This window comes from Streptomyces purpurascens (assembly GCF_045040895.1).
GTDB lineage: Bacteria > Actinomycetota > Actinomycetes > Streptomycetales > Streptomycetaceae > Streptomyces > Streptomyces purpurascens.
On sequence record NZ_CP108341.1, the window covers coordinates 8,331,933 to 8,354,697 of the forward strand.

The 22,765-nt window shown below is 73.4% G+C and carries 24 protein-coding genes and 1 pseudogene; 12 read left to right on the plus strand and 13 right to left on the minus strand.

Annotated elements, in window-relative coordinates; genetic code table 11:
* Positions 1-6: 6 nt before the first annotated feature.
* The 4 genes and pseudogenes from OHU35_RS37810 to OHU35_RS37825 all read right to left on the minus strand — a co-directional run bounded on the left by OHU35_RS37810 (position 7) and on the right by OHU35_RS37825 (position 2,696).
* Complete coding sequence (locus OHU35_RS37810) at positions 7-1,029, minus strand: helix-turn-helix domain-containing protein (RefSeq protein WP_405509403.1); 1,023 nt, start codon at positions 1,027-1,029, stop codon at positions 7-9.
* Between the two features lie 149 nt (positions 1,030-1,178).
* Positions 1,179-1,476 (minus strand): annotated as a pseudogene (locus OHU35_RS37815) (hypothetical protein); the annotation flags it as partial.
* A gap of 88 nt (positions 1,477-1,564) precedes the next feature.
* A complete protein-coding gene (locus OHU35_RS37820) occupies positions 1,565-2,539 on the minus strand; it encodes an alpha/beta hydrolase (RefSeq protein ID WP_405508524.1) in 975 nt (324 codons plus the stop codon).
* Between the two features lie 19 nt (positions 2,540-2,558).
* Entirely contained in the window at positions 2,559-2,696 is a 138-nt protein-coding gene (locus OHU35_RS37825; RefSeq protein ID WP_405508525.1) for a hypothetical protein, read from the minus strand.
* A 106-nt stretch (positions 2,697-2,802) separates the two neighbouring features.
* Between OHU35_RS37825 and OHU35_RS37830 the strand changes: the two genes are divergently transcribed.
* Positions 2,803-3,102, plus strand: a complete 300-nt coding sequence (locus OHU35_RS37830; RefSeq protein WP_405508526.1) for an ArsR/SmtB family transcription factor — start codon at positions 2,803-2,805, stop codon at positions 3,100-3,102.
* A gap of 4 nt (positions 3,103-3,106) precedes the next feature.
* Here the strand turns inward: OHU35_RS37830 and OHU35_RS37835 are convergent, their stop codons facing one another.
* Positions 3,107-3,337: a hypothetical protein gene (locus OHU35_RS37835; protein ID WP_189722412.1), complete on the minus strand. Its 231-nt coding sequence runs from the start codon at positions 3,335-3,337 to the stop codon at positions 3,107-3,109.
* Positions 3,338-3,452: 115 nt separating this feature from the next.
* Between OHU35_RS37835 and OHU35_RS37840 the strand changes: the two genes are divergently transcribed.
* A complete protein-coding gene (locus OHU35_RS37840) occupies positions 3,453-4,358 on the plus strand; it encodes a LysR family transcriptional regulator (protein WP_405508527.1) in 906 nt (301 codons plus the stop codon).
* A gap of 43 nt (positions 4,359-4,401) precedes the next feature.
* On the opposite strand, the gene OHU35_RS37845 is transcribed toward OHU35_RS37840, so the two are convergent.
* Entirely contained in the window at positions 4,402-4,980 is a 579-nt protein-coding gene (locus OHU35_RS37845; RefSeq protein WP_359890090.1) for a TetR/AcrR family transcriptional regulator, read from the minus strand.
* Between the two features lie 174 nt (positions 4,981-5,154).
* Between OHU35_RS37845 and OHU35_RS37850 the strand changes: the two genes are divergently transcribed.
* The 4 genes from OHU35_RS37850 to OHU35_RS37865 are packed head-to-tail and all read left to right on the plus strand — an operon-like array spanning position 5,155 to position 9,914.
* Positions 5,155-5,697, plus strand: a complete 543-nt coding sequence (locus tag OHU35_RS37850) for a (2Fe-2S)-binding protein (RefSeq protein ID WP_189722410.1) — start codon at positions 5,155-5,157, stop codon at positions 5,695-5,697.
* Positions 5,694-6,686, plus strand: a complete 993-nt coding sequence (locus OHU35_RS37855) for a xanthine dehydrogenase family protein subunit M (RefSeq protein ID WP_189722409.1) — start codon at positions 5,694-5,696, stop codon at positions 6,684-6,686. Before OHU35_RS37850 ends, OHU35_RS37855 begins: the two co-directional genes overlap by 4 nt.
* Positions 6,683-8,797, plus strand: a complete 2,115-nt coding sequence (locus tag OHU35_RS37860) for a xanthine dehydrogenase family protein molybdopterin-binding subunit (protein WP_405508530.1) — start codon at positions 6,683-6,685, stop codon at positions 8,795-8,797. The genes OHU35_RS37855 and OHU35_RS37860 overlap by 4 nt, the downstream gene beginning before the upstream one ends.
* Positions 8,790-9,914: an XdhC family protein gene (locus OHU35_RS37865; protein ID WP_405508532.1), complete on the plus strand. Its 1,125-nt coding sequence runs from the start codon at positions 8,790-8,792 to the stop codon at positions 9,912-9,914. Before OHU35_RS37860 ends, OHU35_RS37865 begins: the two co-directional genes overlap by 8 nt.
* Positions 9,915-9,989: 75 nt before the next feature.
* On the opposite strand, the gene OHU35_RS37870 is transcribed toward OHU35_RS37865, so the two are convergent.
* Entirely contained in the window at positions 9,990-10,553 is a 564-nt protein-coding gene (locus OHU35_RS37870; protein WP_189722406.1) for an NADPH-dependent FMN reductase, read from the minus strand.
* Positions 10,554-10,683: 130 nt separating this feature from the next.
* Between OHU35_RS37870 and OHU35_RS37875 the strand changes: the two genes are divergently transcribed.
* The 3 genes from OHU35_RS37875 (at position 10,684) to OHU35_RS37885 (ending at position 14,170) form a co-directional block, all read left to right on the plus strand.
* Positions 10,684-11,352, plus strand: a complete 669-nt coding sequence (locus OHU35_RS37875; RefSeq protein WP_189722405.1) for a TetR/AcrR family transcriptional regulator — start codon at positions 10,684-10,686, stop codon at positions 11,350-11,352.
* Positions 11,353-11,445: 93 nt separating this feature from the next.
* Positions 11,446-12,483, plus strand: a complete 1,038-nt coding sequence (locus OHU35_RS37880; protein WP_189722404.1) for a LacI family DNA-binding transcriptional regulator — start codon at positions 11,446-11,448, stop codon at positions 12,481-12,483.
* A 250-nt stretch (positions 12,484-12,733) separates the two neighbouring features.
* The gene (locus OHU35_RS37885; RefSeq protein WP_189722403.1) at positions 12,734-14,170 is read left to right on the plus strand and encodes an aldehyde dehydrogenase family protein; all 1,437 of its coding nucleotides are present in this window, start codon (positions 12,734-12,736) and stop codon (positions 14,168-14,170) included.
* A gap of 99 nt (positions 14,171-14,269) precedes the next feature.
* On the opposite strand, the gene trxA is transcribed toward OHU35_RS37885, so the two are convergent.
* Positions 14,270-14,656: a thioredoxin gene (gene trxA, locus OHU35_RS37890; protein ID WP_184587485.1), complete on the minus strand. Its 387-nt coding sequence runs from the start codon at positions 14,654-14,656 to the stop codon at positions 14,270-14,272.
* Between the two features lie 119 nt (positions 14,657-14,775).
* Here trxA and OHU35_RS37895 point away from each other — a divergent pair, with 119 nt between their 5' ends.
* Positions 14,776-16,206 (plus strand): dihydrolipoyl dehydrogenase family protein, encoded by a 1,431-nt coding sequence (locus OHU35_RS37895; protein ID WP_405508536.1) that lies wholly within the window; start codon positions 14,776-14,778, stop codon positions 16,204-16,206.
* Between the two features lie 10 nt (positions 16,207-16,216).
* Here OHU35_RS37895 and OHU35_RS37900 read toward each other — a convergent pair whose 3' ends face one another.
* Together OHU35_RS37900 and OHU35_RS37905 are read right to left on the minus strand one after the other, a co-directional pair.
* Positions 16,217-17,809 (minus strand): ABC-F family ATP-binding cassette domain-containing protein, encoded by a 1,593-nt coding sequence (locus OHU35_RS37900; RefSeq protein WP_405508537.1) that lies wholly within the window; start codon positions 17,807-17,809, stop codon positions 16,217-16,219.
* Between the two features lie 160 nt (positions 17,810-17,969).
* Positions 17,970-18,614, minus strand: a complete 645-nt coding sequence (locus OHU35_RS37905; protein ID WP_359890110.1) for a peptide deformylase — start codon at positions 18,612-18,614, stop codon at positions 17,970-17,972.
* 168 nt (positions 18,615-18,782) lie between these two features.
* Here OHU35_RS37905 and OHU35_RS37910 point away from each other — a divergent pair, with 168 nt between their 5' ends.
* Positions 18,783-20,192 (plus strand): PepSY domain-containing protein, encoded by a 1,410-nt coding sequence (locus tag OHU35_RS37910; RefSeq protein ID WP_359890112.1) that lies wholly within the window; start codon positions 18,783-18,785, stop codon positions 20,190-20,192.
* Positions 20,193-20,258: 66 nt separating this feature from the next.
* On the opposite strand, the gene OHU35_RS37915 is transcribed toward OHU35_RS37910, so the two are convergent.
* From OHU35_RS37915 to OHU35_RS37925, 3 genes are all read right to left on the minus strand, one after another.
* Positions 20,259-20,618 carry a tetratricopeptide repeat protein gene (locus OHU35_RS37915; protein ID WP_405508540.1) on the minus strand — a complete coding sequence of 120 codons (360 nt, stop codon included), beginning with the start codon at positions 20,616-20,618 and terminating at the stop codon, positions 20,259-20,261.
* A gap of 86 nt (positions 20,619-20,704) precedes the next feature.
* The gene (locus tag OHU35_RS37920; protein ID WP_405508541.1) at positions 20,705-21,151 is read right to left on the minus strand and encodes a MarR family transcriptional regulator; all 447 of its coding nucleotides are present in this window, start codon (positions 21,149-21,151) and stop codon (positions 20,705-20,707) included.
* Positions 21,148-21,630: a MarR family winged helix-turn-helix transcriptional regulator gene (locus OHU35_RS37925; RefSeq protein WP_189722396.1), complete on the minus strand. Its 483-nt coding sequence runs from the start codon at positions 21,628-21,630 to the stop codon at positions 21,148-21,150. The genes OHU35_RS37920 and OHU35_RS37925 overlap by 4 nt, the downstream gene beginning before the upstream one ends.
* 133 nt (positions 21,631-21,763) lie before the next feature.
* Here OHU35_RS37925 and OHU35_RS37930 point away from each other — a divergent pair, with 133 nt between their 5' ends.
* Positions 21,764-22,729 carry a pirin family protein gene (locus tag OHU35_RS37930; protein ID WP_359890116.1) on the plus strand — a complete coding sequence of 322 codons (966 nt, stop codon included), beginning with the start codon at positions 21,764-21,766 and terminating at the stop codon, positions 22,727-22,729.
* The last annotated feature ends 36 nt before the right edge of the window (positions 22,730-22,765 follow it).

Genomic DNA, 22,765 nt, shown 5'->3' on the forward strand with positions numbered 1-22,765 from the left:
GGTCGGCTATGGACGGGCCAGGTGCCGCATGGCCAGGGCCAGTTGGAGCCGGAGCCGGCCCTGTGGGGTGCGTACCGGCCAGCCGAGCAGGTGCTCCGCGTGCGTCAGCCGGTCCTGGAGCGTGGAGTGGTGGACGTTGATCCCGGCGGCGGCCGCCCGCAGGCTCACCGTGGACGCGACCGCGTGCAGCGTGGCCAGCAACCAGGGCGTGGTCGCCGCCGCCGTTTCCAGGGCACGGGCGTCGGGCGGCGGCTCGACGCCCGGTACGACGAGGTCGGCGAGCAGGGCGATCCCGCCCAGCTCATCCGCGTACACGACCCGTGGCCCGGGGTCCTGCGAGGTGCCCTCGGCGGTGAACCGCAGGGCGGTACGGGCGGCCGCCCATGACCGGGGCAGTTCGAGCACGGGCACGGCGGGCCCGACCCCGAGCCGGCCGGCGGGGAAGCGGGCGTCCGGGGGAGCCGGGCGGGACTCCACGACGCCCGGATCTCCGTGCGGGGCGCCTTCCGTCCCGGCGGGTACGACCCGAGGCCGGTTGTTCTGCGGGGCGAGGACCCGCGCCGGTGCCATGGCGTCCAGACCGAGCCGACGGGCGGCGTACAGGCGCGCCTGCTCCGGGGCCGTGGCATCGAGGAGGGTCTCCACCAGCGCCGGGTCATCGGCCGGGGCCCGACCGCGAGTACGGTCGAGAACGAGCCGCAGGGCAACGGCGGCGCGTTCGAGTATCACGGCGTCGACGACGCTGAGCGCGAGCGCGGCGGGCTCCGCGAAGACCGTGCCGGTCGCGGCTCCGGCCTGTCCTGCCACGACCTGGCTGGGTGTCGCTGCGGCGTGCTCTGCGATGGCCACGCTGGGTGCGTCCACGGCCTGCTCCGCGTCGACCCGGCTGGGAACTGGCCCGGTGTCCTTCGTGTCGGCCGTGCCGGGTGCTGCCCCGGTCTGCTCCGTGTCGGCCGTGCCGGGCGCGGCCCCGGCCTGCTCCGCGTCCACCCGGCTGGGTGCGGCCCCGGCGTCCTCCGTGACGATCACAGCGGGTTCTGCCCCGCCCTGCTCCGCAATGCCCCGGCGGGGCGTCGCCCCGCCGGGCTCTGTGGTGGCCACGCCGGGTGCGGCCCCCGTCTGCTCCGCGACGCCCCCGTCGACCCCGGCCTCCTCCCCGGTGCCCTCGCCACGCTCCGCCCCACCGCGTTCCAGCCACAGGATCGCCGGTCCGTTCGGGCTCAGTCGGGCGGAGGGCCAGGTGGGGTTCGGTGGGGTCTCGGTGTCCTGGCGTGTGCCGTCGGGCTGCACGCGGACGTGGACGCGCCGCTCGGGGTCCACGAGCCGGGCCGGGCAGCCGGACAGTACGGCGGCGCCGCGCACGAGTGCCTCGACACCGGCCCTGGACTCGGCCAGGCGGTCGAAGTAGGCGATGACCCGGACCGCCGCACCGGCATCCGGGTCGAGCGCGGTCAGGCGTCCGGCCAGCTCTTTCATAGGCCTATGGTGCGCCATGCGGCTGCCCGCCGAGGAGACGCCGCGGTCCGGAACCGGGCCGGGGCCGGGTGCCGCGGGAGCCCTGACGTCACCCGTTCAGAAGCCTCCGCAGCCAGTTCACGTGCGCCGCCCGGGCCGACTGGGACAGCGCCGCCTGGGGTGCGAAACCGTCGAAGCCGTGGAAGCCGCCCGGCCACACATGGAGTTCGGCCACGCCACCGGCCTGCCAGATGCGCGAGGCGTAGGCGACGACCTCGTCGCGGAAGGTCTCCGCCGAGCCGACGTCGAGGAAGGCCGGGGGCAGCCCGGTCAGGTCCTCGGCACGGGCCGGTGCCGCGTACGCCGGTACGTCGGGCCCACCGCGCAGTGAGCCCAGCAGCGCGGTCCAGCCGGTCTCGTTGGCGGTGCGGTCCCACACCCCGAGGCCCGCCATCTGGTACGTCGACGGCGTGTCGTTGCGGTCGTCGAGCATCGGGCACATCAGGACCTGCCCGATCGGCTGCGGCCCCTTGCGGTCCCGGGTGAGCAGGGCCAGCGCCGCGCACAGTCCGCCGCCCGCGCTCGCACCCGCGATGACGATCCGCTCGGGGTCGGCGCCGAGTTCGTCGGCGTGGTCGGCCGTCCACAGCAGCCCGGCGTACACGTCCTCGACCGGCGCGGGATGCGGATGCTCCGGCGCCAGCCGGTACTCCACGGACACCACGACCGCGTCCAGGGCCTGCGCCCACGCCAGCGGGACGTCGACCCCGACCCGGTTGTTCCCTATGACCATGCCGCCGCCGTGCACGTGGTAGATGACGGGACGGGGCCCGGCGGCCGCCGGGGCGGACGGCCGGCAGATCAGCAGCGATATGTCGGGCTCGCCCTGCGGACCGGGCACCTGCCGGTCCTCCACCTCGAACGTCCCGCCCATCGTCAGGTCCAGCTCGGCCAGCAGCTCGATGCCCGGGCCCTGGCGCACCTCGGCGATCTGGTCCAGCGTGAGACCAGGGTTGATCATGTCCTTGATCAGCTCCAGGGCACCCGCGAGTTCGGGGTCGAACGGGGGCGGAACATGCGTCATGGCGTCTCCTCACGCGAGGTCACGGCGGCTCGTGCTGCCATGGTCGGCCCGCCGCCCCGGCCGCGGACGCCGCCGAGCGGCGGAACCTGCCCGCCGTACGGCGGGTGGCGCTCGTGTGACGGGTGAGGGCGACCGCCGTGAGTGCGGCGACCGGCACGCACACGCCGGCCACCCGAAGCGGCCGTACACGCGCATGCCCAGCCACGAGCCGACGGCGCCACCAAGATACGCGCAGGTCATCCGAGCCGGGGCGCCGCGACCCTGTGGGAACCGGAACCGGAACTGGGAACCGGAGCCGGGAACCCGAGCCGGGAACCCGAGCCGGAGGCCCCGCCCTCGCGGCCCTGCTCGGCGCGCCCCGTACCGCGCTGCCGCGGCTGCCGGCCGAGCCGCTCCCGACGGTGGAGCCGGCCCGGCGCCTGAGGGTGCCCACGGGCGCCGTGTCCCGGCACCTGCGTGTCCTGCACGCGACGGGCCTGGTCACCCGGGCCCGCGACGGCCGCCGGGTGCTCCACCGGCGCAGCCCGCTGGGGGAGCGGCTGGCGCGGCAGGGCGCGGTCTGAGCGCTCAGCGGCTCGCGCTGCCCGACCGTGCCGGAGCGGAGCCGGAGGCCGGCCCGCTGCGGGAGACGACGCGCGTCCCGCAGCCGTCGACGACCCGGACCTGCAGCGAGCCGCACCCGCAGCGCGTCCACTCCGTGCGGCCCGTGGCGGTGGTGTGCCGGGACAGCACCTGGAACGGCTCGCCTCCGTCAGGCCAGCCGCAGTGCGGGCAGGCGGTGGCGTGGGTGCTGGTCATGACTGACTCCTCGTACGTCGTGGCTGGTTGACCGTCGCGACACAGCCAGGGTGCGTCGAGATCTCCGTACACGTCCAGGTTGACTTTTTGGACGCCATTGTGAAGCGTGGCCTACATGATTGACCTGCGCAGGCTGCACGTCCTCAGGGCGGTCTCCCACTACGGCACGGTCACCGCCGCCGCCCGGGCCCTGCACTTCACTCCGTCCGCCGCCTCCCAGCAGATCCGGCAGCTCGCCCGTGACCTGGACGTCGAACTGCTGGAGCCCCAGGGGCGCGGGGTGCGCCTCACCCCGGCCGCCGAGAGCCTCCTGGCGCACGCCGACGCCATTCAGGCCCGCTGGGACCTGGCCGAACTCGATCTACGGGCCGACCACGGAGCACCGTCGGGCGTGCTGCGCGTGACCGGTTTCCCCGTGGCGATCTCGGTGCTGCTGGCCCCGATGGCGGCCCGGCTGGGCGAGCGGCATCCGCGGCTGTCCGTACGGATCGCCGAGGTGGGGGTCCCGGAGAGCTTCGACCTGCTCTTCGAGGGGGAGACCGACCTCGCGATCGTCGAGGCCACCCCGCTCAACCCGCCGCTGAGCGATGCGCGGTTCGACCAGCAGCCGCTGCTGGACGACCCCTTCGACCTGGTCGTCCCCGAAGGGCACCGGCTCGCCGGGCGGGCCCGGGTCGACCTCGCCGAGGCGGCGCGCGAGGCGTGGATCGCGCCGGTGGAGGACAGCCCCTGCCGCCCGCACGTCCTCTCCGCCTGCGGCGCTGCGGGGTTCACGCCCGACGTCGTCCACCACGCCCTGGACTGGAACGTCGCCGCCCACCTCGTCGCCCACCGGCTCGGCGTCGCCCTCGTCCCGCGCCTGGCCCAGCTGACCCCGCACCTTCCGATCACCCGGGTCCGCTGCACGGGCAACCCCCACCGCAAGCTCCTGACCTGCACCCGCGGCGGCGGCCACGCCCGCCCGGCGGTCACAGCGGCCCTGCGGGAACTGCGCGAACTGGCCCCCACGGCGGTCGCCTGACCGCCCGCGGCGCCTGCGCCAGGGATCGCCCGAGGACGGACCCTCAGCGCCCCGGAGCCCCCACCCGCAGCGCGTCCATGACGAAGTCCAGCAGCCGGGTGGCGCGTGGTTGCCAGTCGGTGTGGGGGTCGATCGTCCAGAGCCCGCCGATCGTGAGGAAGAGATCGTCCGCGGTGATCCCCGGGCGGATGGTGCCGGCCTGCTCGGCGGCGCGCAGCAACAGTTCGGCCGCCTCCGTCACCGGGGTGTGTCCCGGCTTCGCGGGCTGCCCCGGTGCGCTCGTCGCCTGGCGGATGGCGTCGGCCAAGCCCGCCTTGGTCATCGCGAACCGCGCGAGCCGGTCCATCCACTCGCGCAGCGCCCGGTCGGGTTCCCGGCTCTCGAGCAGGGGCGCTGCGGTGTCGGCGACCTGCTGCATCTCGTGGCGGTAGATCTCCAGGACGAGTGCCTCACGGCTGGGGAAGTGGCGGTAGAAGGTCCCCTGCCCGACGCACGCCTTCTTGGCGATCGAGCTCAGCGGAGCGTCCGCCGAACGCGTCAGTTCGACCAGTGCCACTTCCAGGATGCGCTCGCGATTGCGCTGCGCGTCCGAGCGCAGGGGAGCGTCCTTCTTCTGCCGCACTCGCCCTCCTCGCGATCCCATGGCCGAAACCCGGCCCTTGTTAAGCGGACAGTTGTCCGTTACGTTTCCGGGTAACGGACAACTGTCCGCTTGCTCCATCGTATCGGTGCGCCGTCCGCGCGGACAGCCCGCGTCCCCGCCTCCTGGCCTCGCGACATGAGAGAGAAGGCTTCCATGCCCCCATCGACGTCCAGCGACCTCACCCTGTCCGTCAACGGCGAGAAGTACACGCTGACCGTCGACCACCGCACCACGCTGCTCGACGCCCTGCGCGAACGACTCGATATGACCGGCACGAAAAAAGGCTGTGATCAGGGGCAGTGCGGCGCGTGCACCGTCCTGGTCGACGGCCGCCGGAGCGTCGCCTGTCTGCAGCTGGCCGTGGCGGCCGAAGGGCGCGAGATCACCACCATCGAAGGCGTGGCCGAGGGCGACCGGCTGCACCCGGTGCAGCAGGCGTTCCTCGAACTGGACGGCTTCCAGTGCGGCTACTGCACGCCGGGACAGATCTGTTCGGCCATCGCGGTGATCGAGGAGCACGCGGCCGGCTGGCCGAGCGCGGCCACCGACGACGTACGGCCCGAGGCGGGACCACCACCCCTGACGCCGGAGGAGATACGGGAGCGCATGAGCGGCAACCTCTGCCGCTGCGGCGCGTACGTGTCGATCGTCCAGGCCGTGGCCCGGGCCGCCGAGTCCAAGGGGGCGGCGGCATGAGGGAGTTCGGCTACCAGCGGGCCTACGACGTCTCCGGCGCCGTGGCGCTGCTCGAAGGCGAGGGGGAAGCCCGCTTCCTGGGCGGCGGCACCAACCTGGTCGACCTGATGAAGACCGGCGTCGAGCGGCCCGCCCTCCTCGTCGACGTACGCGAACTGCCCCTGAACCGCGTCGAGCCCACCGAGGACGGCGGGCTGCGCATCGGTGCGACCGTCACCAACAGCGACCTCGCGGCGCACCCCGAAGTCCGGCGCCGCTACCCGGCGTTGGCACAGGCCGTGCTGGCCGGTGCCTCCGGGCAGCTGCGCAACATGGCCACCGTCGGCGGCAACCTGCTCCAGCGCACCCGCTGCGGATACTTCGCGGACGTCACCGCCCCCTGCAACAAGCGCAGCCCGGGCAGCGGCTGCCCCGCGATCGAGGGCGAGCACCACAACCACGCCGTCCTCGGCGCCTCCGACCACTGCGTGGCCACCCATCCCTCCGACATGGGCGTGGCCCTGGCCGCCTTCGACGCGACCGTGTCGTACGAGACGGCGGACGGGCCGGGGGAGGTGCCGCTCGCCGACTTCTACCTGCCGGTGGGGGAGACCCCGCATCTGGAGACCGCCCTGCCGCCGGGCGCGCTGATCACCGGTGTCACCCTGCCGCCCGCCCCGGTCGCGGCCCACTCCCGCTACCGCAAGGTCCGCGAGCGCGCCTCGTACGCCTTCGCCATCGGCTCGATCGCCGCCGCGCTCGACGTCCGGGACGGCGTCGTGCACGACGTGCGCCTGGCCTTCGGGGCCGTCGCCTCCCGCCCCTGGCGGGCCCGCGCGGCCGAGGGCGTCCTGCTCGGCGCACCCGCCGACGCCGAGACCTTCGCGGCCGCCGCGGAGCTCGAACTGGCCGCCGCCAGGCCCCTGCCCCACAACGGATACAAGGTGACCCTGATGCGCAACCTCGTCGTGGCCGTGCTGAGCGAACTCGCCGAGGAGGCCACTCGATGACCACCGCCACCAGGGGCTCCGTCGGCTCCGCGCACACCCGCGTGGAAGGCCGCGACAAGGTCACCGGCGCCGCCCGCTACGCCGGCGAGATCCCGTTCGCCGAACTCGCCCACGGCTGGCTGGTGCTGTCCACCGTCGCCCGCGGCCGCATCCGCGCCCTGGACACCGAACCCGTCCTCGCCATGCCCGGCGTCCTCAGCGTGCTCCACCACCACAACGCCCCGCGCGTCGACACCGACTACGCGGGGTTGATGGGCATGGCCCCGGACCCGAGCATCGCCCTCTTCCAGAACGACCGGGTGGCCCATCTGGGCTGGCCGGTGGCACTGGTCGTCGCCGAGACGTCCGAACAGGCCCGGGAGGCCGCCGAGTCCCTCGTGGTCCACTACGACCAGGAGCCGCACGACGTCGCGTTCTCCGCCGAGCGGCAGACCGAGGCGTACGCGCTCGACGGCCACATGCCGGGCGTGGTCGAGAAGGGCGACCTGGAGGCCGAGCTCGCGGCGTCCGCCGTCGTACTGGACGCGGAATACACCACTCCGGAGGAACACCACAACCCGATGGAGCCGCACGCGGCGACGGCCCGTTGGGAGGGCGGCCGGCTCGAGGTCGTCGACTCCAACCAGGGCACCATCTGGGTCGCCGGCGAGCTCGCCAACCTGTTCTCCCTCGACCCGGCCTCCGTGCGGGTGCGGTCCGAGCATGTCGGCGGCGGCTTCGGCAGCAAGGGCGTCCGGGCCCACCAGGTGGGCGCCGTGATGGCCGCGACCGTTCTGCAGCGCCCGGTCAGGGTCGTCATGACGCGCCGGCAGATGTTCTCGCTCGCCGGCTACCGCAGCCCCACGGCCCAGCGGGTCAGGCTCGGCGCGGACGCGGACGGGCGGCTGCGCGCGCTGGACCACCGGTCCCTGAACCTCACCTCGGCCGTGCACGAGTTCGTCGAGCCGAGCGCCGCGGCGGGCCGGTCGATGTACGCCGCCGACGCCCACCACACGGCCAGCCGGATCGTGCGGCTCGACGTACCGACCCCGACGTGGATGCGCGCCCCGGGTGAGGCACCGGGCTCGTTCGCGCTGGAGTCGGCGCTCGACGAACTCGCCGAGCGATGCGGCCTCGACCCGATCGAGCTGCGCATCCGCAACGAGCCCGAGGTGGGGCCGGTGTCCGGGCTGCCGTTCGGCAGCCGCAACCTGATCGCCTGCTTCCGTGAGGGCGCCCGCCGGTTCGGCTGGGCGGACCGGGACTCGCGGCCGGGGGTGCGCCGCGACGGCCGCTGGCTGCTCGGCACGGGCACCGCCGCCGCCTCCTTCCCCGCCGGAGCCATGCCCTCCACGGCGGCCGTCACCGCGGAGGCGGACGGCACCTTCACGGTGCGGATCAACGCCGCTGACATCGGCACCGGGGCCAGGACCGCGCTCACGCTGGTCGCCGCCGACGCGCTGGAAGTGGCGACGGACCGCGTCCGGGTACGCATCGGGGACAGCGACCTCGGCCCGGCGATGATCGCCGGCGGCTCGATGGGCACCCGCTCCTGGGCCTGGGCCGTCACGGCCGCCGCCGACGAGCTGCGCCGGAGTCTCGCGCCGGGCGCCGACATCCCGCCGGAGGGCATCACCGTACGGTCCGACACGACCGAGGCCATCGGTGCCCTCGCCCAGAAGGAGCGGCACTCCTTCGGGGCGCAGTTCGCCGAGGTCGCCGTCGATCCGGCCACCGGCGAGGTCCGCGTACGCCGCATGCTGGGCATCTTCGCGGCCGGCCGGATCGTCAACCCGCTCACCGCCCGGAACCAGTTCGTCGGCGGCATGACCTGGGGCATCTCCATGGCCCTGCACGAAGAGGCCGTACGCGACCGGGCCAGCGGCGGCCTCTACGGCGCCGACCTCGCGGGCTACCACGTCGCCGCGCACGCCGACGTGCCCCACATCGAGGCCGACTGGGTCGACGACCCCGACCCGGACGACCCGGTCGGCATCAAGGGCATCGGTGAGATCGGCATCGTGGGTGCCGCCGCGGCGGTCGCCAACGCGGTGTGGCACGCGACCGGCGTCCGCCACCGGAACCTGCCGATCCGGCCCGACCGTGTCCTGATGGCGGGCGGCGATGCTTGACCTGGCCGGGCAGCTCCACGAGTGGATCGAGGAGGGCCGGGAGTTCGCCGTCGCCACGGTCGTCGCCGTCGGCGGCAGCGCCCCGCGCCCTCCCGGCGCCGCCCTGGCCGTCCGCGCCGACGGCACCGCCATCGGTTCGGTCTCCGGGGGCTGTGTCGAAGGAGCCGTGTACGACCTCTGCCTCCAGGCCCTCCAGGAGGGCGAGACGCTCGTCGAGCGGTTCGGCTACAGCGACGAGGACGCCTTCGCCGTCGGTCTGACCTGCGGCGGAACCATCGACGTCATGATCACTCCGTTCGGCGGCGACCGGGCGGCCCAGGCCGGCGCGCTGGCGGCGGCCGCCCGTGGCGAGCCGGTGGCTCTCGCCCGGGTGGCCCGTGGGCCCGCCGACCTCCTCGGCCGGGCGGTGCTCGTACGCCCCGACGGCTCGCACGAAGGCGGTCTCGGCGGCACCCCGGAGCTGGACCGCACGGTGATCAGCCAGGCCCACGCCCTGCTGGACAACGGCCGCACGGGCACGGTCGAGCTCTCCGAGGACGGCTCGCACTGCCCGGGCGGTCTCACCCTGCTCGTGGAGTCGGCCGTGCCGCCGCCCCGCATGATCGTCTTCGGCGCGATCGACTTCGCGGCGGCCCTGGTCCGGGCGGGGAAGCTGCTCGGCCATCACGTCACCGTGTGCGACGCCCGCCCCGTCTTCGCCACCCGGGCCCGCTTCCCCGAGGCCGACGAGATCGTCGTGGACTGGCCCCACCGCTATCTGCGGGCGACGGAGACCGACGGACGCACGGTGCTGTGCGTGCTCACCCACGACGCGAAGTTCGACGTGCCCCTGCTGACGGAGGCCCTGCGACTGCCGGTCGCCTACGTCGGTGCCATGGGCTCCCGCCGCACCCACCAGGACCGCAACCGGCGCCTGCGGGAAGCGGGCGTCGGCGAGCACGAGCTGGCCCGGCTGAGGTCACCGATCGGCCTCGACCTGGGCGCTCGTACGCCCGAGGAGACCGCCGTGTCCATCGCGGCGGAGATCGTCGCGGCACGGCGTGGCGGCACGGGTCTGCCGCTCACCGGCTCGGAGACCCCGATCCACCGGGCCGAGCAGCTGCCCCAAGCGGTCTGACACCGTCGAGAACACGCCGAAGGGGCCGCAGCCGGTGACGGCTGCGGCCCTCCCTGGCACCGGTCGCGTGACGGGTCAGGCGGCGGCCGGCTCCGTGGCCTGGCCGTGCAGACGGGCGATGACCTCGGTCAGCTGCGCGGCGACCTCGGCGTCGTCCGCCGGGTGCGTCTCGGCGAAGCGGGTCAGCGAGCCGGGGATGGACAGCTTGACGTCCTCCAGCACGTTGGCGCCGGCGATACCCACGGACTTGCGGGTCTCGTCGTGCGCCCAGACACCGCCGAACTGGCCGAAGGCGGTGCCGACCACGGCGACCGGCAGGCCGCTGAGGGCACCGGCGCCGTACGGGCGGGACAGCCAGTCGATGGCGTTCTTCAGGACGGCCGGGATGGTGCCGTTGTACTCGGGCGTGAACAGGATCAGGCCGTCGGCCGCGTCTGCGGCCTCGCGCAGCTTCACGGCGGCGGCCGGAATACTGCCCTCGACGTCGATGTCCTCGTTGTAGAAGGGGATCTCGGCGAGGCCCTCGAACAGGTTCACCTCGGCACCCTCGGGGGCGAGCTTGACGGCCGCCTCGGCGAGCTGGCGGTTGTGCGACCCGGCGCGAAGGCTGCCGACGAGCGCGAGGATGCGAACAGACATGGTGACTCCCACGTAGAGAAAGACTGCTGCGAAACACAGCCGTTACGATCCGGACCGAGGTCCGTTTAATGTTCTAGCATCCTAACCGGACCGCGGTCCAGTTTTGTTCCCGATGCTTTACGCTGGCTTCATGTCCACCGCCCCGCCCCCCTTCCCGACGCCTCAGGAGCCCGTCGCCCTTCCCGAGCTGCTCCAGCTCGAGACCACCCCGGAGGCCGACGAGCCGTGCCTGCGGGCCGACGCCGCGCGCAACCGGGCCCGGCTGCTGGAGGCCGCCGGGCGGCTGGTGGCGGAGCGCGGCGCGGACGCCGTCACGATGGAGGCGGTGGCCGCGGCGGCCTGCGTCGGCAAGGGCACGGTCTTCCGCCGGTTCGGCGACCGCACCGGTCTGCTGACGGCGCTGCTCGACCACTCCGAGAAGAAGTTCCAGGCCGCGTTCCTCAGCGGCCCGCCGCCCCTCGGACCCGGCGCGCCGCCCGCGGAGCGGCTGCGGGCGTTCGGCCGCGGGATGCTGCGCCGGTCGGTCGACGAACTGGAGCTGCAACTGGCGGCCGAGCCGGGCGCGAACCGCCGCTTCGTCGTCCCCGCCCGCCGGGTGCTGCGCCACCACGTGGCCATGCTCCTGCGGCAAGCGGTCCCCGACGCGGATTGCGAACTCCTCTCCCACACCCTGATGGGTCAGCTCGACCCGGCCCTGATCCACCACCTGACCAAGCAGTGCGGGATACCCCTGGCCCGCCTCGAGGAGGCGTGGACCGACCTGGTCGACCGGCTGACGGGCACGGAATCCGCCCCCTAGGAGCGCCCGCCACCCTCCGTGAACGCTCACGGCTTCGTCACAACTCCCCCGCCGGAAGCGCGCATTGAGGCTTCTGCCAAGATGCCGTACGTCATGGTGCAGATACCGAAAACGCCCGCGCCCCCGTCCCCCGCACCGATGCGCTCCGTGCCCACGAGCGCCGATGTGGCCCGCCTGGCCGGCGTCTCGCGCGCGACCGTCTCCTACGTCCTCAACAACACCAGCGCCGTACGGATCAGCGAGCCCACGCGCCGCCGGGTCCACGAGGCCGCGAAGGAACTCGGGTACGTGCCGCACGCGGCCGCCCGCTCCCTGCGCGCCGGGCACAGCCGTATGGTCCTGATCCCCGCGCCGACCTTCCCCGTCGGCCCGCTCTACAGCCGGTTCCTCACCGACCTCCAGGTAGCGCTGAGCGGCCTGGACTACACGGTCGTGCAGTACGGCACCGGCGGCCCGCACGGAGACGACGCCGCCCGCGCCTGGGCCGAACTGCGGCCCGTGGCCGTGCTGGTGCCCGGTTCCGGACTCGGTCCGCGCGGAGTGGCGGTGCTCAAGCGCTCCGGGGCGCGGGCCGTGGTCACCCTCGGCCCCGAGACCATCGAGGGCGCGCACGCCCTGCTCATGGATCACGACGTCGTCGGCTACAGCGCGGGCGCCCACCTCTACGACCGCGGCCGCCGCCGGATCGGCGTCGTCGTCCCGCAGGAAGCCGGCCTCGAGGCGTTCTCCGCGCCCCGGCTCGACGGTGTGCGCCAGTCCCTGCGGGGCACCGACGCCACGGTGACCGAACTGCCCCTCGCCTACGAGGAACAGGCCGCGGCGCGCCTCGCCTCCCGCTGGCGGACCCTCGGTCTGGACGCCGTGTTCACCTACAACGACGAGTACGCGATGCTGCTGATGCGGGCCCTGCAGGACGAGGGCATCCGCGTCCCGGAGGAGACGGCCGTGGTCGGCGCCGACGATCTGATGCTCGGCCGGCTGCTGCGGCCGCGGCTGAGCACGGTCCACCTGGAGCTGCCGTCCGGCCGTGAACTCGCCGAACTGGTCGACCGCGCCGTGCGCAAACCCGCGACCGAGCCCGAGACGCACAAGGTGCTGGGCGCGACGGTGCTGCACCGCGACTCGAGTTGACCCGACCCGGAGGACAACTCCTCGGCAGACGGCCGGAATCATCCGGCCGGCAGGCGGCGCGCCGGTCATCGCCCAGCGCATGACTAGGATGTTGCATCATCAACAAAATGGGGGCGCGTGCGAACGCGGCCGCAGCCCACACGGCTGCCCGGGATCGCCGCGCCCCGCCCTTGTGACCGCCGAACCGGCCACGTTCCAGCGGGAGTTCACCCACCCCGCACGCCGGTGACCGATCGATCGGAGAGCCGTCATGCCGCTGCTCGACACCAGGACCTGGCAGCCCCGCGCCCTGGCCGGGCCCGGGTACACCGTCACCGAGCCCGCCACCGGCCAAGCCCTCGGCGCCCTCGCCCTCGCCACCCCCGAGGACGTCGGCGCCGCCGCCGGGCGCGCGGCCGCCGCCCAGCGCGAGTGGGCCCGCGCCCCGCACTTCGCCCGCGCCGCCGTACTCCGCAAGGCGGGCGACCTGTTCACCGCGCACGCCGCCGAACTGCGCGAATGGATCGTCCGCGAGTCCGGTTCCGTCCCCGGCAAGGCCGACTTCGAACTGCACGTCGCCGCCCAGGAGTGCTACGAGGCCGCCGCGCTCGCCTCCCGCCCGGCCGGCCAGGTCCTGCCCAGCGAGGCGCCGCGCCTGTCGTACACGCGCCGCGTCCCGGCCGGGGTGGTGGGCGTCATCTCACCGTTCAACGCCCCGCTGATCCTGTCCATCCGCTCCGTCGCACCGGCCCTGGCCCTGGGCAACGCGGTTCTCCTGAAGCCGGACCCGCGCACCGCCGTCTGCGGAGGACTGTCCCTCGCGGCGGTCCTCGCCGCCGCGGGCCTGCCGCAGGACCTGCTGCACGTGCTCCCCGGCGGCCCGGACGCCGGACAGGCCCTGGTCTCCGACCCGCGTGTGCCGGTCATCTCCTTCACGGGCTCCACCGCCGCGGGACGGGCCGTCGGCGAGGCCGCCGGCCGTCACCTCAAGCGGGCCCACCTGGAACTGGGCGGCAACTCGGCCATGATCGTGCTGGAGGACGCCGACCTCGACGCGGTGATCTCCACCGCCGCCTGGGGTTCGTTCTTCCACCAGGGCCAGATCTGCATGACGACCGGACGCCACCTGGTGCACGCGTCCCTGTACGACGAGTACGTCGAGCGACTGGCCGCCAAGGCGGACTCCCTCGCCGTCGGCGACCCGCACCGTGACCACGTCCACCTGGGCCCCATCATCGACTCCGGCCAGCTCTCCAAGATCAGCGGCCTGGTCGAGTCCAGCAGGGCGGCGGGCGCCAAGATCGCGGCGGGTGGCACGCACGACCGGCTCTTCTACCGGCCCACGGTCCTCGCGCATGTCGACGACCACACCCCGGCGTACACGGAGGAGGTCTTCGGCCCGGTGGCGCCCGTGCGCTCCTTCACCACCGCCGACGAGGCGGCGGCCCTGGCCGCGCAGAGCCCGTACGGCCTCTCCCTGGGCATCGTCACCCGGGACCCGGCCCGCGGCCTGGACCTCGCCGACCGCATACCGACCGGCATCGTCCACATCAACGACCAGACCGTGAACGACGAGGCCGTGGCGCCGTTCGGCGGGGTGGCCGCCTCCGGCACCGGCGCCCGCTTCGGCGGCGAGGCCAATCTGGAGGCCTTCACCGAACTGCGCTGGACGACGGTACGCGGAGACGTGGCCCCGTACCCCTTCTAGGCCGGACACGACGCAGGGCCCGGCCCGGCCCGGCCGGCAGGCCCGGCCGGGCCAGGCCCGGGGTGGTCGCTCGGGGGCGGCCGGCCCGCCCCGGGCGGCTTACTCGCTCCCCTGCGGCTGCTGGGCCTGCTGCTCGGCGACGGCCTTGCGGACCTCGTCCATGTCCAGGCCCCTGGCCTGGCCGATGACGTCGGTCAGGGCGGCCTCGGGCAGGGCACCCGGCTGGGCGAACACGGCGACCTGGTCGCGGACGATCATCAGCGTGGGAATCGACTGGATACCGAAGGCCGCGGCCAGCTCCGGCTGCGCCTCGGTGTCCACCTTGCCGAACACCAGGTCCGGGTTCTCCTCCGCCGCCTTCTCGTAGACCGGGGCGAACTGCTTGCACGGCCCGCACCAGGACGCCCAGAAGTCGATCAAAACGAACTCGTTGTCCGTGACCGTCTGGTCGAAGTTCTCCTTGGTGAGCTCCACGGTGCTGCTCATGGTGTAAATCCCTCTTCCTGGTGTGGGGGCAAACCGTCGGCACAACACGGCCGACCTGGTAGGTATTCCGCGCCCCTACCCGTGTGGCCAGGGCGCACACCACCCACCAGACTGACCCCATGACGGAAACGGAAACCAACGCGTACGACGTCGTGGTGCTCGGGGCCGGGCCCGTGGGGGAGAACGTCGCAGACCGCGCCCGCGCGGCCGGTCTGACCACCGCGGTCGTGGAGAGCGAACTGGTCGGCGGCGAGTGCTCGTACTGGGCGTGCATGCCCAGCAAGGCCCTGCTGCGGCCGGTCATCGCCCGGGCGGACGCCCGCCGCGTACCCGGCCTGAGCCAGTCGGCGCAGGGCCCCCTCGACGCCTCCGCGGTCCTCGCCCACCGGGACTACTACACCTCCCACTGGAAGGACGACGGCCAGGTCGGCTGGCTCGACTCCATCGGCGCCGACCTGTACCGAGGCCACGGACGGCTCACCGGCCCCCGTACGCTCACGGCCACCGGCCCCGACGGCGCCGAGCACGTCCTGACCGCCCGGCACGCCGTCGCCGTCTGCACCGGCAGCCGCGCGTCCCTGCCCGAGCTGCCCGGGCTCGACGAGGTCCGGCCGTGGACCAGCCGGGAGGCCACCAGCTCCCCGAGCGTGCCCGGCCGGCTGATCGTGGTCGGCGGCGGCGTGGTCGCCACCGAGATGGCCACGGTCTGGCAGGCCCTCGGCTCCCAGGTCACCATGCTGGTCCGCGGCAAGGGCCTGCTTCCCCGGATGGAGCCCTTCGCCGGGGAACTGATCGCCGAGGCGCTCACCGAGGCCGGCACGGACGTCCGCACCGGCACGTCGGTCGAGTCGGTGACCCGCGAGGGCGGCACCGTCGTGGCCGTCACCGACACGGGCGACCGCGTCGAGGCCGACGAGATCCTCTTCGCCATCGGCCGCGCGCCACGCACCGACGACATCGGCCTGGAGACGATCGGCCTCGACCCCGGCTCCTGGCTGCCGGTCGACGACAGCCTCCGCGTCACCGGCCACGACTGGCTCTACGCGGTCGGCGACGTCAACCAGCGCGCCCTGCTCACCCACCAGGGCAAGTACCAGGCGCGTATCGCGGGCGCCGCCATCGCCGCGCGGGCCACGGGAGAATCCCTCCTCGCCCAGCCCTGGGGCGCCCACACCGCGACCGCCGACCACGCCGCCGTCCCCCAGGTCGTCTTCACCGACCCGGAGGCGGCGGCGGTGGGCCTGTCCCTGGCCGAGGCCGAGCAGGCAGGGCACCGCGTGAAGTCCGTCGACGTGGACCTCTCCACCGTCGCCGGCGCCGGCCTGTACGCCGACGGCTACAAGGGCCGCGCCCGCATGGTCGTCGACGTCGAGGCCGAGATCCTCCGCGGGGTGACCCTCGTGGGCCCGGGCGTGGGCGAACTCATCCACTCCGCGACGATCGCCGTAGCCGGCGAGGTCCCGGTCAGCCGCCTGTGGCACGCGGTCCCGTCCTACCCGACGATCAGCGAGGTGTGGCTCCGGCTGCTGGAGGCGTACCGGGACGCCTGACCGGCCGGGGTCACGCGTGCGCGGCCACCACCAACTCCCGGTAGTCGTCGCTCCACAGGTCCTCCTCAGCCTCGGGCAGCAGCAGTACCCGGTCCGGCCGCAGCGCGTCCACCGCGCCCTCGTCGTGGGTGACCATGACGATCGCGCCGGGGTAGGTGCCCACCGCGGCCAGGACCTCGGCGCGGGAGGCCGGGTCGAGGTTGTTGGTGGGCTCGTCGAGGAGCAGGACGTTGGCGCCCGAGTGCACGAGGCCGGCGAGGGCGAGCCGGGTCTTCTCGCCGCCGGAGAGGACGCCGACGCGCTTGCCGGTGTCGTCGCCGGTGAACAGGAACGCGCCCAGGACCTGGCGGACCTCGCCGTCGGTGAGGTGCGGCGCGGCACCGGCCAGGTGCTCACGCACCGTCAGTTCCGGGTCCAGTGTGTCGTGTTCCTGGGCGAAGTAGCCGAGCCGCAGCCCGTGCCCGTGGACCACCCGGCCGCTGTCGGGTGTGTCCTGACCCGCGAGGATGCGCAACAGGGTCGTCTTTCCCGCGCCGTTGGGGCCGAGTACGACCAGGCGGCTGCCCCGGTCGACGGCCAGATCCACGCCCCGCAGGACGTGCTGCCCGCCGTACGACCTGGTCAGGCTCACGGCGCCGAGCGGGATCCGGCCGCAGGGCGCCGGCTCCGGCAGCCGGATCCTGGCCGTCCTCTCGGCGCGCCGGGCCGGTTCGAGGTCGGCGAGCATACGGTCGGCCCGGCGGGCCATGTTCCGGGCGGCCACCGCGGTCGCCACCCGGGCCCGCATCCGGTCGGCCTGGGCGTGCAACGACGCCGCCTTGCGCTCGGCGTTCGCCCGCTCGCGCGCCCGTCGCCGCTCGTCGGCGTCCCGCTGGGCGAGATAGGCGTCCCAGCCGGTGTTGTGGATGTCCAGCGCGGCCCGCCCCGGGTCCAGGTGGAACACCCGGTTCACGGTGCCGGCCAGCAGGGACGTGTCGTGGCTGATCATCACAAGACCGCCCTGATGGCTCGCCAGGAAGGCGCGCAGCCAGGTGATCGAGTGCGCGTCCAGGTGGTTCGTCGGCTCGTCCAGCAGCAGGGTGCCGTGCCCGGCGAACAGAATGCGGGCCAGCTCCACGCGCCGGCGCTGACCGCCCGAAAGGGCGCCGAGCGGCCGGTCCATCAGGCCCGCCGGCAGCCCGACCCCGGCGGCCACCCGGGCGGACTCCGCCTCGGCCGCGTAGCCGCCGCGCGCCTGGAACTCGGCCTCGGCCCGCACATAGGCGTTCATCGACCGCTCCGTACCGTCGGCCATCGCGGCCTCGGCTCGGCGCAGCGCCCGTACGGCGCGGTCCAGGCCGCGCGCGGACAGGATCCGGTCGGTGACGGTGACCGACTGGTCGGCCGCGCGGGAGTCCTGCGGGAGATGGCCGACGTCGCCGGTGCGGGCGACGGTACCGGCGGCGGGCCGCAGGGCGCCCGCCAAGGTGTGCAACAGGGTGGTCTTTCCCGCGCCGTTGCGGCCGACCAGGCCGACGCGGTCGCCGGGGGAGACGTGGAGGGAGACGCCGGACAGCAGCAGACGCGCGCCCACGCGCACGTCGACGTCACGAACGGTGATCATGAGAAAACGCTCCGAACGAGAATTCCGAACAAGAATTCCGAATAAGCAAGAGGACACACGGGTGGCGTGGAAGCGGGTCCTCGGCTAGGAAATTCGGGGCGTGGACATGGGCGTCACGGTAGCTGAGGCGCCTGACGGGGCGCCTGAGGTTTTCTGCGCCCTACGGCAGCTCGAAGCCGAGTGCCCGCGCGGCCTCCTCCGGCGTCGGCTGAGCCCAGCGCTCCGCCATGGCCAGGTTGGACGACAGTGAACGCGGCTCGGCCCGGTCCAGATACAGGACGCCGTCGAGGTGGTCCGTCTCGTGCTGCACGATCCGTGCGGGCCAGCCGGAGAACACCTCGTCCAGCGCGCGCCCGTGCTCGTCCTGCCCGGTCAGCCGCACCTCGGCGTGCCGCGCCACCACCGCCTGCCAGCCCGGCACGCTCAGACAGCCCTCGAAGAACGCGGCCCGCGTGCCGCCGACGGGCTCGTAGGCGGGATTGACCAGCACCCGGAAGGGCTGCGGCACCCGCCCGCGCGCGAGAGCCACCTCCTCCGGCACCGGAGCAGGGTCCTCGATCACCGCGATCCTGAGCGGCACACCGACCTGGGGCGCCGCCAGACCGACCCCCGGCGCCGCGCGCATGGTGACCCGCAGGGCCTCGACGAACCGGGCCAGCAGCGCGGGCTCCAGCTGACCGTCGTACGGCTCGGTACCCCGCCGCAGCACGGGATCCCCGGCCGCGACGATGGTCAACGGGACGCCGTCCGCGAGGAGTTCCTCGACCCGCTCGGCCAGCGGTACGCGATCGCTCGGAGTTCCCATCGCGTCAGGATGACACGGCACCCTCCCCGCTCGCGTGACGCACGTCACACACACTCGTCGGGAACTGAACGCCCCTCCGCTCCGACTACTGCACCGCAACACCACCACCGTCCCGCGAACGACGACCACCGCAACGGCCAAGAAGACGTCCCCCGGAGAAGCCCGCCGATGACCACCGCTCCCTCGACCACCACGGACGAGGCCCCGCAACCAGCCACCCCGGCACCGTCGAAGAGCAGCTGGGCCCCCTTGCGCCCGCTGGTCCTTCGCCTGCACTTCTACGCCGGGGTACTGGTGGCGCCGTTCCTCCTCGTCGCCGCCGTCACCGGCCTGCTGTACGCCGCCTCCTTCCAGGCCGAGAAGATCGTGTACGACCACGAACTGACCGTCCCCGTCGGCGAGCGGAAGCTGCCGATCAGCGAGCAGGTGGCCGCCGCCCGCAAGGCCCACCCCGAGGGCACCATCTCGGCCGTACGTCCCTCACCCGAGGCGGACGCGACGACCAGGGTCATGCTGTCCGGCGTCCCGGGCGTCGACGAGGGCCACGCGCTCGCCGTGTTCGTCGACCCCTACACCGCGAACGTGCGCGGCTCCCTCGAACAGTACGGCTCGACCGGCGCGCTGCCGCTGCGCACCTGGATCGACGAGTTCCACCGGGACCTGCACCTGGGCGAAACAGGGCGGCTCTACAGCGAACTGGCGGCCAGCTGGCTGTGGGTGATCTCGGCCGGCGGACTGGTGCTGTGGTTCTCCCGCCGCCGGGCCCTGCGCAAGGTGCGGGGGACGAACGGACGGCGCCGCACGCTCGGACTGCACGGCAGCGTCGGCGTATGGGCGGCGGCCGGGTTCTTCTTCCTCTCGGCGACCGGTCTCACCTGGTCGGCCTACGCCGGGGCCAACATCGACGAGCTGCGCACCTCGCTGGGCCACGCCACCCCGTCGGTGTCGGCGGCGGCGGGCGGCGAACACGCCGGCCACGGCTCCGCGTCCGGGCAGTCGGGAGACGCCGCGCACGGCGTGGGCCTGGACAAGGTCCTGGCGGCGGCGCGGGCCGAGGGCCTCGGCGACCCGGTGGAGATCGTGCCGCCGGCCGACGCGACCTCGGCGTACGTCGTCAAGCAGGTACAGCGCAGCTGGCCCGAGAAGCAGGACTCCGTCGCGATCGACCCGGCCGGCGGCGAGGTCGTGGACGTGCTGCGGTTCGCCGACTACCCCGTGCTCGCGAAGCTCACCCGGTGGGGCATCGACCTGCACACCGGCATCCTGTTCGGCCTGGCCAACCAGATCGTCCTGATGCTGCTCACGCTCTCGCTGATCCTGCTGATCGTGTGGGGCTACCGCATGTGGTGGCAGCGCGGCCGCGGCTCCGCCTTCGGCCGGCCGATTCCGCGCGGCGCCTGGCAGCAGGTACCGCCCCAGATCCTGGTCCCGCTGCTGGCCGGGGTCGCCGTGCTCGGCTACTTCCTGCCGCTGTTCGGAATCCCGTTGGCGGCCTTCCTCGCCGTCGACATCCTGCTGGGTGAGATCGCCTACCGGCGGGGGCGGCGGTTGTACGGAGCCGGGACGCCCGCGCGGTAGCGGACGGCCCTCTGTCGCCGGTGCCCGGCTCCCTGGGGAGCCGGGCACCGGTCGTATCACCGACAGTCAGCGCTGCTCGAAGTCGCCCGCGAGCGCCGAGGCGATCCGCAGATGCGACTCCGCCTCCTCGTACCGCCCCTGCCGCTGGAGCGTACGGCCGAGCATCAGCCGGGCATAGTGCTCGACGGGGTCGCGCTCGACGATGGTCCGCAACTCGGTCTCCGCACGCCACAGTTGGGCGGAGTGGTAGTAGGAGCGCGCCAGCAGCAGCCGCGGCCCGGTCTGCTCGGGCACCGCCTCGACCAGCCCGACCAGGACCCGCGCGGCGGCGGCGTAGTCCTTGGCGTCGAAGAACAACTGCGCGCGCTCCCAGCGCTCCGCCGGTGTTCCATGGGCGTAGTACGTGGCGTCGTAGGTCGTGTTCACTCGGGGCCTCCTTCGAGGCCGACAACCAGGCCGGTTGGTTCAATATTCCACTACCTGGGCGGGCCCGGTGGGCCTGGGCGGGCCCGCTACTCGGCCAGGGTCGCCAGCTCGGCATCGGCCCGCTCGGTGATCAGGCTCAGTACCCGGCCGGCGACGGCCAGGTCCTCCGCCGGAATGCCGTCGTAGATCCGGGCGGTGAGGGGCGCCGTCTCGCCGGAGGTCCTGTCGTAGAGCTCCCGCCCTGCATCCGTGATCCGTACGCCCGGCACCTCGTCCGGGGTCAGCAGCCGCGCGGCGATCAGCTCGTCGATCACGCCGTGCGCCTCCGCCGCGTCGATCTTCAGTGCGCCGGTGACCCCGTCGACGAGCTGCTCGCGCCCGACCGGGCCCTCGGCGACGGCCGCGAGGCGGAGGGTGGCGGACTGCTGGAAGGTGACGCCGTGCCGGGCCAGTACGTTCTCGAGGATCGCCCGGCCGGCGTAGTGGGCCAGGGCGATGACGCGGGGGCCGACCAGGGGTGTGGTGGTGGTCATGACTGCTCCGTCTCGTTCTCGCTGAAGGGATCAAGAGGTGCGTCGAGCAAGGCCGACAGGTCGCGCGCGAACTCCCTTGTGCGCGCGCTGTCGAGACCGCCGAGCGGCTCCAGAAGCTGTTGAAGCAGCCCGTGTACGACGGTGATCGCCCGCGCGGTGACGTCACGCCCCTGCTCGGTGAGCGCGAGCTGCACCGCGCGCGGGTCGCGAGGGTCCCGGGTGCGCTCCAGGAGGCCGGCGGCCTCCAGCGCGCGGGCGAGCTTCGACACGTAGAGCGGCTCGAGTCCGGTGTGGTCGGCGAGGCGGCGCTGACTGGGCCGTTCGCCCGACCGCCGCATGCCGTACAGCGAGGCCATGAGCGAGTACTGCGCATGGGTCAGCCCCAGCGGGGCGACGGCCCGGTCGACGGCCACCCGCCACTTCATCGACAGCCGCCACACCAGGAAGCCGGGCGTCGCGCCTTCGGAACCATTGCTCATGGTCGATACAGTACATGGCTACTATGTACATGGCTACTATATTCAGAAGGTGCCCAAGGGGATGGCCGCCCGGATGACGCAGTGGCGCAGGGACGCACTGACGCAAGGCCTCCCGCCGGACTAGGTTGTGGCCATGAGCAATCTTGAGCGCGAGCCGGCCCCCGCTCTGTGCGGTGGCCGGGGCTTCGTGGTGGCGGAGCCGGTGCGTGAACTCCTCAGCCCTCGGCACGTCAAACTGGGCGAGTCCAGCGAGGTCCGTCGGCTGCTGCCCAACCTCGGCCGCCGAATGGTCGGGGCCTGGTGCTTCGTCGACCACTACGGCCCCGACGACATCGCCGACGAGCCCGGTATGCAGGTGCCGCCGCATCCCCACATGGGTCTGCAGACGGTGAGCTGGCTGCACGAGGGGGAGGTGCTGCACCGCGACTCCACCGGCAGCCTCCAGACGATCCGCCCGCGTGAACTGGGCCTGATGACCTCCGGCCGGGCGATCAGCCACTCCGAGGAGAGCCCTCGCTCGCACGCCCGTTTCCTGCACGGCGCGCAACTGTGGGTCGCCCTCCCGGACGGCCACCGCCACACCGACCCGCGCTTCGAACACCACGCCGACCTGCCGGTGGTCACGGCCCCCGGCGTCAAGGCCACGCTGATCCTCGGCGACCTCGACGGAGCGACCTCGCCCGGCACGGCGTACACCCCGATCGTGGGCGCCGACCTGTCCCTGACCCGAGGCGCGGACGTACGCCTCCCCCTGGAACCGGACTTCGAGTACGCCGTCCTGTCCATGTCCGGCGAGGCCCACGTCGACGGCGTCCCGGTCCTGCCCGGCTCGATGCTCTACCTCGGCTGCGGCCGACGCGAACTGCCCCTGCGGGCGGAGTCGGACGCGGCTCTGATGCTCCTGGGCGGCGAGCCGTTCGAGGAGGAGTTGATCATGTTCTGGAACTGGATCGGACGGTCTCAGGAGGAGATCGAGCAGGCGCGGCGGGACTGGATGGAAGGGACACGGTTCGGGGAGGTGAAGGGGTACGACGGAGACTCGTTGCAGGCCCCGGAACTGCCGGCCACGCCTCTGAAACCGCGGGGAAGGGTCCGCTGACCTGCGGAGACAGCTGATTGGTCGGTGACGGGTGGG

What these genes read in the sequence shown, in the direction of transcription:
- OHU35_RS37870 (WP_189722406.1), bottom strand. Translation starts at nt 10,553, where the DNA reads ATGTCTGTTCGCATCCTCGCGCTCGTCGGCAGCCTTCGCGCCGGGTCG.
- OHU35_RS37840 (WP_405508527.1), top strand. Translation starts at nt 3,453, where the DNA reads ATGATTGACCTGCGCAGGCTGCACGTCCTCAGGGCGGTCTCCCACTAC.
- OHU35_RS37930 (WP_359890116.1), top strand. Translation starts at nt 21,764, where the DNA reads ATGAGCAATCTTGAGCGCGAGCCGGCCCCCGCTCTGTGCGGTGGCCGG.
- OHU35_RS37880 (WP_189722404.1), top strand. Translation starts at nt 11,446, where the DNA reads ATGGTGCAGATACCGAAAACGCCCGCGCCCCCGTCCCCCGCACCGATG.
- OHU35_RS37875 (WP_189722405.1), top strand. Translation starts at nt 10,684, where the DNA reads ATGTCCACCGCCCCGCCCCCCTTCCCGACGCCTCAGGAGCCCGTCGCC.
- OHU35_RS37820 (WP_405508524.1), bottom strand. Translation starts at nt 2,539, where the DNA reads ATGACGCATGTTCCGCCCCCGTTCGACCCCGAACTCGCGGGTGCCCTG.
- OHU35_RS37905 (WP_359890110.1), bottom strand. Translation starts at nt 18,614, where the DNA reads ATGGGAACTCCGAGCGATCGCGTACCGCTGGCCGAGCGGGTCGAGGAA.
- OHU35_RS37900 (WP_405508537.1), bottom strand. Translation starts at nt 17,809, where the DNA reads ATGATCACCGTTCGTGACGTCGACGTGCGCGTGGGCGCGCGTCTGCTG.
- OHU35_RS37910 (WP_359890112.1), top strand. Translation starts at nt 18,783, where the DNA reads ATGACCACCGCTCCCTCGACCACCACGGACGAGGCCCCGCAACCAGCC.
- trxA (WP_184587485.1), bottom strand. Translation starts at nt 14,656, where the DNA reads ATGAGCAGCACCGTGGAGCTCACCAAGGAGAACTTCGACCAGACGGTC.
- OHU35_RS37850 (WP_189722410.1), top strand. Translation starts at nt 5,155, where the DNA reads ATGCCCCCATCGACGTCCAGCGACCTCACCCTGTCCGTCAACGGCGAG.
- OHU35_RS37855 (WP_189722409.1), top strand. Translation starts at nt 5,694, where the DNA reads ATGAGGGAGTTCGGCTACCAGCGGGCCTACGACGTCTCCGGCGCCGTG.
- OHU35_RS37860 (WP_405508530.1), top strand. Translation starts at nt 6,683, where the DNA reads ATGACCACCGCCACCAGGGGCTCCGTCGGCTCCGCGCACACCCGCGTG.
- OHU35_RS37925 (WP_189722396.1), bottom strand. Translation starts at nt 21,630, where the DNA reads ATGAGCAATGGTTCCGAAGGCGCGACGCCCGGCTTCCTGGTGTGGCGG.
- OHU35_RS37920 (WP_405508541.1), bottom strand. Translation starts at nt 21,151, where the DNA reads ATGACCACCACCACACCCCTGGTCGGCCCCCGCGTCATCGCCCTGGCC.
- OHU35_RS37835 (WP_189722412.1), bottom strand. Translation starts at nt 3,337, where the DNA reads ATGACCAGCACCCACGCCACCGCCTGCCCGCACTGCGGCTGGCCTGAC.
- OHU35_RS37885 (WP_189722403.1), top strand. Translation starts at nt 12,734, where the DNA reads ATGCCGCTGCTCGACACCAGGACCTGGCAGCCCCGCGCCCTGGCCGGG.
- OHU35_RS37865 (WP_405508532.1), top strand. Translation starts at nt 8,790, where the DNA reads ATGCTTGACCTGGCCGGGCAGCTCCACGAGTGGATCGAGGAGGGCCGG.
- OHU35_RS37895 (WP_405508536.1), top strand. Translation starts at nt 14,776, where the DNA reads ATGACGGAAACGGAAACCAACGCGTACGACGTCGTGGTGCTCGGGGCC.